Source organism: Gilliamella sp. Fer4-1, assembly GCF_001690515.1.
GTDB lineage: Bacteria > Pseudomonadota > Gammaproteobacteria > Enterobacterales > Orbaceae > Gilliamella > Gilliamella apicola_C.
On sequence record NZ_LZGZ01000082.1, the window covers coordinates 1 to 10,128 of the forward strand.

A 10,128-nucleotide genomic window follows, 5' to 3' on the forward strand; every position below is an offset into this window, starting at 1 on the left:
ATCGTCAGCCATGATGAATTAAATGAAACTTCATAGTTTAATTAACGTTTACCATGCTAACAGTATGAACTAATCGCTAATAAGTTATTGGCTTAATAAGAGGGCATTTTTGGGGGTATTTATCTCGTTTACCATCGACAAAGATCAATTTACTCAAACTTTGGCTCGCTTAGATAAGATAACATCGGTTTGTTGATAACCATTATTAGTATAAATAGCAGGGCTATTTAGGCCTTTAAGATAATTAATCGTTTGTTGGGTTATATTCATACGATTTTGGATAATTAATCCATTATCGCGATTTATATTGGCTAACAATTTTGTTTTATCAGTAATTAATTGCCAATGTGTTGCGATTGCTGAGTTCTCTATATAAGGCGGTTGAATATTAAATTGTTTATTTAATTTTATCCGTTTTTCATCAAGTAACTTTAATTGAATGAGTAACTCATTTTTTTTATTGATAATATCATTTAACTGATTGGTTGTACTATTTTCAATTAATAGTTGCTGCTCTGTTTGTAGAATTGTTGAAAGTGTTTGTAACATTTCTGTTATTTTATTTAGGATGTCATCGAGTGCTAACATTTTGGTATCCCTTGTAAATCTGACTTATTTTCAAATATCTTCTAGTAATTGGTTTATCAATTTATCGGCAATTTTATGCGTATCAATAGCCAATGTACCGTTAGTAATTGCTTGTTTTATTCTTTCGATTTTTTCTTCATCAACGTCTTTGTCAGTTGCATGTAAAAGGTGCATTGCGTCTTGAGTTATACTCACGGTGGTACTTGCATTAGCACTCATTTTTGATGGTACAGATGCAGTGTGATTTTTCTGTTGCTCATTAACTATATCACGGCTAACTATACCTGATATGGTTGTGATGGATTTTGTTGCATCTATACTCATAAAATACCTTTAATCAAATTTACGATTTAAGTGACTGGTTTAATGTTATTATCGGCAATAATAAAAAAATCATTAATATTATTTATTGAAAATGATTACTCCTTGATAAGTTAACGTGCCTTCAACAATATTGTCAGAATTAAGTTTAACTTTAACTTTATCATTTAATACTGCATTGCTTAGCGCTTTCCCCTTAGTGGCTATTTCATACCCATCGCCATTTATTATCACTTTAACTTGTTGCCCAGCTTTTACGAGCCAATTTTTTTGAAGCATGGTTGTTTTTATTGGTTCATTGTGATCAATATTTCTTAATGCAATATGATTAAGAATATCGGCTTTATTTAAAATAATCGTAGCAGGTAGCTTATCTAGCCTGCCTGATTGTATATGTATATGATCTTCGTTAATTACAGTTCCTGCACTTATTGCTTGCTTAGCCACAACATAATTACTTATGACAGCCACATTAATCCGCATAAATTTTTTCTTATTATCACATTGAACATAAATGGTCATGTTTCCCCATGGTTTTTTTTTATTCAATAATGAAAGTACTGGGGTATCGCAACTCAATTGCGGTTTAGGGGTAAGGTAAGTAATTAAAATATCCTCTACTTTATGGTTAAACTGCTGAGATATTAAATTGTTAATTTGTTTATCAAGACAACTAGCTAAAACACTATTCCAGTTAAATAGCATAACAACAGTTATTATTAGTTTTGCAATCTTAATCATATTGATCGGCATTCAATTAGTGATAAGTTGATTGTACTTTATGATTGCGTGAAGTGAATCTTGAAATAAGGGCAATTTTTACCGTTATTTGCACGATGACTTTTTTTTTATTCGCTTAAAATCCTCATTATCAAAAAAAGTGAGATGATTTTATGTTTGATAAATTGGATAACTGGGTTAATTTTCACCAACAAGCATTGAATATACGCGAAATGCGACAAAATATTTTAGCGGCAAATATTGCTAATAGCGATACACCTAACTATCAGGCTCGAGATATTGATTTTAATGCTGAGTTAAGCAAAGCGATTAATAATCAGAGTAATATTAATCCCGTTGGGCTCAATATTACCTCAAATCACCATATTCAGGTAAAAGCACCAATCACACTTAATCAAAATGTACTTTATCGTATTCCTTATCAAGCATCGGCTGATGGTAATACGGTCGAAATGGATCAAGAGCGTACCGCGTTTATTGACAATAGTATTCACTATCAGAGTAATTTAACGTTTTTAGGTGAACAATTTAAAAATGTGATGTCGGTATTACAGCAAGGATAATAAAGATGAGTTTTTCTATTTTTGCCATTTCGGGGTCGGCATTAATGGCTCAAACCCAACGAATGAATGTCAGTGCCAGTAATTTAGCCAATGCTGACAGTATTACAAGCACGTCTGGTGAAGCTTATCGAGCTAAACAAGTGATTTTTCAGGTGGATGATAAAGGCCAGACCAACCCAATTGCAGGTGTGAAAGTGTCGCAAGTCATTGAGGATCCCTCACCGATGAATCTAGTGTACGAACCACATCACCCCTTGGCCGATGCAAAAGGTTATATCCAAAAGCCGAATGTTGATGTTGTTGCCGAAATGGTTAATACCATTTCGGCTTCACGTAGTTATCAGGCCAATATAGAAGTGATTAATACGGCAAAAAGTTTAATGCTAAAAACCCTTACATTAGGGCAATAATAAGGAGTAACCGATGGGCGTATCTAATGTACTCGTTTCACAGTCACCAGGGGTAAAAAGCCCACAAACGACGCAAAAAAGTACATCTGATGGTAATTCAAGTAAAGAATTGCAAGATAATTTTTTAACGTTATTAATTGCACAAATGAAAAACCAAGATCCGACCAATCCAATGGATAATAGCCAGTTAACATCACAACTTGCTCAGATTAATACTTTAGCAGGTATAGAGCGACTTAATACCACGTTAGGAATGGTTTCAGGACAGATCGATGATAGCTTATCAGTTAATGCTAGCAATATGATTGGTAAAGGGGTTATGGTTCCAGGCAATAAAATTTTAGTGGCGACCTCAGATCCTAATGACATCAATACATTTGATGATACAAAGCCAGATAAAGAAACGATCACAACGCCTTTTGGTTTTGAATTGATGCGTGATGCAGATTCAGTGGTTATAACCATTCAAGATGAAAAGGGTAATGTGGTTCGTGAAGTTGATTTAGGCGCTATTCCAGCTGGGGTTAGCTCTTTTACTTGGGATGGCATTTTAAATGATGGAACAATTGCGCCTGATGGAAGTTATACCTTTTCGGTTAATGCGACTAATGATGGGCAAAAAGTATCCTCTACACCATTATCTTATTCAGTCGTGTATGGCGTGATTAACAGTAAGGTTAACAATAAAGTATTACTTGATTTAGGAATACTTGGTTCAATTAGTATTGACGAAGTACGTCAAATTCTTTAAAGGAGATAAACTTCAAATGGGATTTTCTCAAGCGGTAAGTGGCATGAATGCCGCATCAAAACAATTAGATGTCATTGGTAATAATATCGCTAACTCTGCAACGGTAGGCTTTAAAAGTGCCAGTATTTCCTTTGCTGATATCTATGCTGGCTCAAAAGTTGGTATGGGGGTAAAAGTGGCTGCGGTTATGCAAAATTTTAATGATGGAGCAACAACAACAACCAACAACAGTTTAGATGTTGCTATCTCGGGTAATGGTTTTTTTCGTTTAGTGGATAGTAGTGGTCAAGTTTTCTATACTCGTAATGGGCAATTTCAGTTAGATGCTGAGCGAAATATTGTTTCTGCTGATGGTCTTCAGTTAACGGGATATCTTGCAACAGGAACACCGCCCAAAGTGCAACAAGGTGCAGCGCCTGGTCCATTAAAAATTTCACAAGAAATGTTAAATGCTACAGCGACAACAAAGGCTACTTTACAAACCAACTTAAACTCTAATAGTAAAGTTCCAGCCAAACAACCAATCAATGCACTTGATGCTGATACTTTCAATTATTCTACAACCATTACGACTTATGATTCGCTTGGTAATCAACGTAATGTTCAGCTCTTTTATGTTAAAACTGCGGATAACCAATGGGATGTTCACTGTCTTGATAGTAGTGATCCTAAAGCCACTTTACAAAAAGTAGGTAAAATGGAGTTTGATTCTTCAGGCAAATTAATTAGCGATCCTGAAATGACCATTAATATTAATGGATTAAATGGCTCGGCTGACAACACCTTTACTTTATCATTAGCGAATAGCTCTCAGCAAAATATGGGTAAAGAACTCGGTAGTATTAAAACGCCTGTGGTTGATGGTTATGCGCCGGGTGATTTAGTCGGTTATAGCATTAATGATGATGGCTCTATTTATGGTGTGTATTCTAACCAACAGACAATGTTATTAGGTCAAATTGCGATGGCTGATTTTGCCAATGTTAACGGGCTTGAATCAGCAGGAAACAATAATTGGCGATCAACCATTAATTCTGGCGGCGAAGTATTAGGCGTGGCAAATTCAGGCACTTTTGGATCATTAGCCAGTGGCGCACTTGAATCGTCAAATGTTGATATGAGTCAGGAATTAGTGAATATGATTGTAGCTCAGCGAAATTACCAATCTAATTCGCAAACAATTAAAACGCAAGATCAAATTCTTAATACGCTAGTTAATTTGCGTTAGTATAAAGGCTATTTATGGATCGTGTTATTTATACAGCCATGTCGGCAGCAAGCCAGACATTAAATCGGCAGTCAATTACTACCAATAATCTAGCTAATGTTTCTACGACAGGGTTTCGTGCACAATTGACGACGATGAAAGCTGTTCCTATTGTCGGCAATGATACGCCCACCCGAACCATGGTGGTTGCAACAACCCCAACGTTTGACTCGACAATGGGGGCACTTAACTATACAGGTAGAAATCTCGATGTTGCTTTGGCAGAAGATAACTGGTTGGTAGTGCAATTAGCCGATGGTAGCGAAGCGTACACTCGCAATGGTGCCATTGAAATTGACGAAAATGGTACACTTAACATACAAGGCTACCCATTACTTGGTGATAGTGGTGTATTGACTGTGCCACAAAAATCTCAAGTGAGTATTAGCAGTGATGGCACACTTTCAGCATTAGGGGCAGGAGATAAACCAACGACCATAGCTCAAGTCGGTAAAATAAAAAAAGTCCATATTGAACCTTATCAAATAGTGCGTGGTGATAATGGCTTTTTTCAATTAACCGAACAGGCGCGTAATGAAAACGGTATGGTGATGCCAGATAACCCACAAGCTAAGCTGATGTCTGGTGTATTAGAAGGAAGTAATGTTAATCCTGTTACTGCGATGGTTGATTTAATTAGCCACGCTCGCCAATTTGAAATGCAGATGAAAGAAATCACTACTGCGGATGAAAATGCACAAAAAGCGAACCAAATTTTATCGTTAACTTAGCTTTATTAATAATTTAAGTAGGAAAAACTATGATTAAATCATTGTGGATTGCCAAAACAGGCTTAACCGCACAACAAATGAATATGGATATTATTTCCAATAATCTTGCCAATGTGAGTACCAGTGGTTTTAAACGGCAACGTGCTGTATTTGAAGATTTATTATACCAAACTGTTCGTCAACCCGGTGCGCAGTCTTCAGAACAAACAACACTACCATCAGGTTTGCAAATAGGTACAGGTGTTCGTCCTGTTGCAACAGAGCGGGTTCATAGCCAAGGTAATTTAGAAGCAACGGATAACAGCAGTGATATTGCAATTAACGGACAAGGTTTTTTTCAGGTGCTATTACCTGATGGAACGCAAGCTTATACACGCAACGGCGCATTTCAAGTCAACCAAAATGGTCAATTGGTAACCGCTGCGGGATATGAAATTCAGCCAACTATTAGTATTCCATCCAATGCAATCAAAATGACGGTTGCACGTGATGGTGTGGTTAATGTGACGTTAGCTAATCAGTCAACACAAGTGCAAGTTGGTCAATTAACATTACATACTTTTATTAATGATGCTGGACTTGAAAGCATGGGCGAAAACCTTTATTTAGAAACGGAAAGTTCAGGTGCTCCCACTGAAAATACGCCAGGATTAAACGGCGCAGGGTTGCTATATCAAGGTTATATCGAAACATCTAATGTCAATGTTGCTGAAGAATTGGTGAATATGATCCAAGTTCAACGCGCTTATGAAATTAACAGTAAAGCGATTTCAACATCAGACCAAATGTTGCAACGTTTAAATCAGTTATAAATTTAACAATATAATAAGCGTAATGAGATATTTTTATATTTTAATTGCATTTTTTTTATTTAGCTGTGCTCAATTACCTAAACAAGCCTTAGTTGAGGGTAAAACGAGCATTGTTCCACAAATGCCAGAAACTGTGAACAATAATGGTTCAATTTATCAAGCTAGCCAGCCCAGTAGCTTTGGTTATCAGCCGATATTTGAAGATCGTCGCCCGCGCAATATTGGCGATGTGTTAACTATTGTTTTACAAGAAAACGTGAGCGCTAGCAAAAGCTCATCTGTTAATGCTGGACGAAATGGCTCGGTGAGTTTAGGGGTAAAAACTATACCGACATTTCTTGATGGGCTAGTGGGTCGTGGTAAAGCCAATACCGAAATGTCTGGTGACAATGACTTTAAGGGATCTGGTGGCGCTAATGCTAAAAATACCTTTAGTGGCACAATCACGGTCACCGTTCAAGATGTCATGATCAATGGTAACTTGAAAGTGATTGGTGAAAAACAGATTGCAATTAATCAAGGCACTGAATTCATACGCTTTTCTGGTGTTGTTAATCCAAGAACCATCAGCGGCAATAATACGGTAATTTCAACGCAAGTTGCTGATGCACGCATTGAATATGTGGGTAATGGTTACATTGATGAAGCGCAAACAATGGGCTGGTTACAGCGATTATTCTTAAATCTTTCACCATTTTAATGAGTCTCATTATGATAAAAAAATTGCGTCCTTTTTTCTGCTTTACCTTGATGATGATATTGGTTATACCAAATGGTCATGCTGAGCGTATACGTGATTTGGTCACCATTGAAGGGGTAAGAGAAAACGCCTTAGTTGGTTATGGGATTGTTGTCGGGCTTGATGGCACAGGCGATCAAACATCACAAACACCTTTTACTATCCAAAGTATCACTAATATGCTATCCCAATTAGGGATTACTGTGCCAACAGGCAGCAATATGCAATTAAAAAATGTTGCTGCAGTTATGGTGACTGCAAAATTGCCTTCTTATTCACGCGTTGGGCAACAAATCGATGTGGTGGTATCTTCGCTTGGTAATGCAAAAAGCTTACGTGGTGGCACATTGATCATGACGCCATTAAAGGGGGCTGATAATCAAGTCTATGCTATTGCACAAGGCAATCTTTTTGTGGGGGGAATGGGCGCAAGTAGTAAAGGAAGTAGTGTCAGTGTTAATCAAACGGCCGGTGCAACTATACCTAATGGGGCAACCATTGAACGAGAACTAGCAACCCGTTTAGATGAACGAAATGTTATCCACTTACATCTTAATCAATTTGATTTTACCCGTGCTTTAAAAATTGCTGATGTCATTAACAAGTTACAAAAAAACACTGCGGTTGCACTAGATGGTACAACAATAGCACTACAGATGCCAAAAGAAAATACAACTCGAGTGCAGTTACTTTCTCGAATACAAGATCTTGAAATTGGCACAACCCCTATTTCAGCAAAAGTGGTCATCAACACAAGAACAGGTGTTGTGGTCATGAATCAAAAGGTTAAATTGGATAATTGCGCCGTAGCACATGGCAATTTATCTGTTGTTGTAAATAGTAAATTAAAAGTCAGCCAACCCAATACGCCATTAGCGGGTGGTGCAACAGTGGTTACGCCTGATAACCAAGTCAGTGTTGAGCAAGAAGGTGGCGCATTACATAACATCGCATCGGGCACTGATTTAAACCGAGTGATTAATTCGCTAAATTTATTAGGCGCTAATCCTACTGAGTTAATGTCGATACTTGAAGCCTTAAAGACGGCGGGCTGTTTGCATGCTTCATTGGAAACTATCTAAAAAACGATTTATAAAAGAAATGACATTATGAATAATAAAATTGGACAACCTTTTAATCGCTTTGCTTATGACTTTTCAGGGCTAAACCAGCTAAAGCGCAATGTTGCTAATGGTTCTGCTCAAGGTATTAAGCAAGTTGCTCAGCAATTTGAGTCCTTATTTATTAATATGATGATGCAAAGTATGCGCAAAGCGGTGCCTGAAAGCGGTTTATTTAGTCAATCTGCTTCACAACTATTTACTGCAATGTTTGATCAGCAAATTGCGCAACAAGCTGCTGGTAAAGGGTTGGGTTTAGCTGATATGCTTACTAAGCAGTTAACTAATAGATCATCAATTAATGCTAATTTGCACTCTAATACTAACTTACAATCTAATAATCACTTACAATCTAATACAAACAATACTGCGCAAAATCTTCAATTAGCCCAATCTTTATTTAGTCAGGCTCCATCTAACATATCACCTCAAGCATTAGGGCAAATGCTATATCGTAGTGCTAACAACATGCTTGAAAGTAAGCATAACGAAAAAGTATCAAAAACAACACGTGATAATACAAATGAAAATCATGTTACCCAATTTGTCAAAGAATGGCTTGAGCCAGCCAAGCAAGCAGCTAAACAATCGGGAATTCCTTATGAAATCATTATTGCACAAGCTGCATTAGAAACAGGCTGGGGGCAAAAACAAATCAAGACAGAACCTAATCAATCAAGCTATAATTATTTTGGTATAAAGGCAACTCCATCATGGCAAGGGCGTTCAACGCGTTTAACAACGCAAGAATTCATTGATAACCATATGATAAAAATTCAAGATGAATTTAGAGTCTATAATAGCAAACAACATGCAATCACCGATTACCTTAATTTATTAACCAAAAACCCTCGCTACCGCGCAGTAGTTAAAGCTCCTGATGCCAGAACAGCAGCTAAAGAGTTGCAAGCAGCACATTATGCAACCGATCCTAACTATAGCGACAAACTTATCCAAATCATTAGTCGTATTGAAAAAATTGCAAAAAATAGCCAGCCAACGGCCATATCAGGCTTTAAGCAAGTTGCATTTAATTGATAATAGGATTAAGCGCCCAATACTGGGTACCGCAGTTTTTTGCCACGTTACCCATTCATTCAAGTTGAAATTCAAGCTGTTGATAGCTAGGTAGATATAGTTAAATAGGGGTTTGATATGAGATGCCGTTTAGGGTGTGATATTGCGACAGAAAGGATTGCCGTAATAATATCTTCCCCCTTTTTGATGCGTTAAAGTACCAGTAAACATTGAAGGGGAAACGTTGTTGCTAAATTAGGTAACAAGTGGGTGCTAAGGTCATTTTGAATGATAAGGGTTTGGTTATAGATATATCTGATGTTATCAAAAATAATAAAATGATTTTCAATAGTGCTGCCTCTAAAGTAAATAATGTTGTTAATGATAATATTGAAGTTGTTATATTAGATTTCTTTCCCGTTGAATTTAAGCCTGATAAATTGCTAGGTTTTGATTTTCTTAGTAAAAATAGCATAAGCATTGATTTTTAAAACAAGCAATTGTTGATTAATTCTAAAGTAAAACAATAAAAATGGTTCAGAAAACATATTGATTTTATTGAATTTTTTAAGGTGGATTTTTAAATCTCTTCCTTCTGGCAAATTAAGAGCAATATCAACGTTTAACATCTTACGATTGAAGTCATCGATGATATTGAACGTTAGGCAGCACAACCGAAATGATAATATGCACAAAAGATGCTAAAATTAGTAGGATAAATGGCTGTATGTTCTAGTATCATTGGTAAACGTAGTTATCTTAGTTCGTGTATAACAATTAGGGAGGAATAATGAAATATTACGCAAAGTTAATTGCCATTGATCCCTATATTGAGGAGCAGGCTACTTTCGCTTTTGGACAGTATCAACTCTGTTGTTTTATTAACTCTTCTCCTTGGGCGCTTAACACAGGTAATATTTACTTATTAGAGCTTGGCTTGTGTTTTATTAATAAAATAAAACCAGAATTATCTAAAGATAAATGCTTTATCATTAAACAACAACAAGACACGTTTACCCATCATATCAATGGGTACTTATTTGAAAATAAATTAATATTATCAAATT

General features: G+C 36.4%; 14 protein-coding genes. 11 read left to right on the plus strand and 3 right to left on the minus strand.

What is annotated here, in order from left to right:
• Positions 1-153 precede the first annotated feature (153 nt).
• From A9G30_RS03155 to flgA, 3 genes are all read right to left on the minus strand, one after another.
• Positions 154-588 carry a flagella synthesis protein FlgN gene (locus A9G30_RS03155; RefSeq protein WP_065588032.1) on the minus strand — a complete coding sequence of 145 codons (435 nt, stop codon included), beginning with the start codon at positions 586-588 and terminating at the stop codon, positions 154-156.
• 30 nt (positions 589-618) lie between these two features.
• Positions 619-912 (minus strand): flagellar biosynthesis anti-sigma factor FlgM, encoded by a 294-nt coding sequence (gene flgM / locus A9G30_RS03160; RefSeq protein ID WP_065588033.1) that lies wholly within the window; start codon positions 910-912, stop codon positions 619-621.
• A gap of 78 nt (positions 913-990) precedes the next feature.
• A complete protein-coding gene (flgA, locus tag A9G30_RS03165; protein WP_065588034.1) occupies positions 991-1,650 on the minus strand; it encodes a flagellar basal body P-ring formation chaperone FlgA in 660 nt (219 codons plus the stop codon).
• Positions 1,651-1,802: 152 nt separating this feature from the next.
• On the opposite strand from flgA, the gene flgB reads away from it, so the two are divergent.
• The 11 genes from flgB to A9G30_RS03220 form a co-directional block, all read left to right on the plus strand.
• On the plus strand, positions 1,803-2,213 hold the full coding sequence (flgB, locus tag A9G30_RS03170; protein ID WP_065588035.1) for a flagellar basal body rod protein FlgB: 411 nt from the start codon (positions 1,803-1,805) through the stop codon (positions 2,211-2,213).
• 5 nt (positions 2,214-2,218) lie between these two features.
• The gene (gene flgC / locus A9G30_RS03175; protein WP_065579858.1) at positions 2,219-2,623 is read left to right on the plus strand and encodes a flagellar basal body rod protein FlgC; all 405 of its coding nucleotides are present in this window, start codon (positions 2,219-2,221) and stop codon (positions 2,621-2,623) included.
• Between the two features lie 13 nt (positions 2,624-2,636).
• Positions 2,637-3,374, plus strand: coding sequence for a flagellar hook assembly protein FlgD (locus A9G30_RS03180; RefSeq protein WP_065588036.1), 738 nt, complete (start codon positions 2,637-2,639; stop codon positions 3,372-3,374).
• 16 nt (positions 3,375-3,390) lie between these two features.
• Positions 3,391-4,602, plus strand: coding sequence for a flagellar hook protein FlgE (gene flgE, locus A9G30_RS03185; RefSeq protein ID WP_065588037.1), 1,212 nt, complete (start codon positions 3,391-3,393; stop codon positions 4,600-4,602).
• A 14-nt stretch (positions 4,603-4,616) separates the two neighbouring features.
• A complete protein-coding gene (locus A9G30_RS03190) occupies positions 4,617-5,372 on the plus strand; it encodes a flagellar basal body rod protein FlgF (protein WP_065588038.1) in 756 nt (251 codons plus the stop codon).
• A 29-nt stretch (positions 5,373-5,401) separates the two neighbouring features.
• Entirely contained in the window at positions 5,402-6,184 is a 783-nt protein-coding gene (flgG, locus tag A9G30_RS03195; protein WP_065581494.1) for a flagellar basal-body rod protein FlgG, read from the plus strand.
• A gap of 22 nt (positions 6,185-6,206) precedes the next feature.
• A complete protein-coding gene (locus A9G30_RS03200; protein ID WP_065588039.1) occupies positions 6,207-6,884 on the plus strand; it encodes a flagellar basal body L-ring protein FlgH in 678 nt (225 codons plus the stop codon).
• An 11-nt stretch (positions 6,885-6,895) separates the two neighbouring features.
• Positions 6,896-8,005, plus strand: coding sequence for a flagellar basal body P-ring protein FlgI (locus A9G30_RS03205; RefSeq protein ID WP_065568284.1), 1,110 nt, complete (start codon positions 6,896-6,898; stop codon positions 8,003-8,005).
• 27 nt (positions 8,006-8,032) lie between these two features.
• A complete protein-coding gene (gene flgJ / locus A9G30_RS03210; protein ID WP_065588040.1) occupies positions 8,033-9,082 on the plus strand; it encodes a flagellar assembly peptidoglycan hydrolase FlgJ in 1,050 nt (349 codons plus the stop codon).
• A gap of 245 nt (positions 9,083-9,327) precedes the next feature.
• Positions 9,328-9,552: a hypothetical protein gene (locus tag A9G30_RS03215; protein WP_065588041.1), complete on the plus strand. Its 225-nt coding sequence runs from the start codon at positions 9,328-9,330 to the stop codon at positions 9,550-9,552.
• Positions 9,553-9,851: 299 nt separating this feature from the next.
• A partial coding sequence (locus A9G30_RS03220; RefSeq protein WP_065588042.1) for a hypothetical protein occupies positions 9,852-10,128 on the plus strand: 277 nt, incomplete at its 3' end.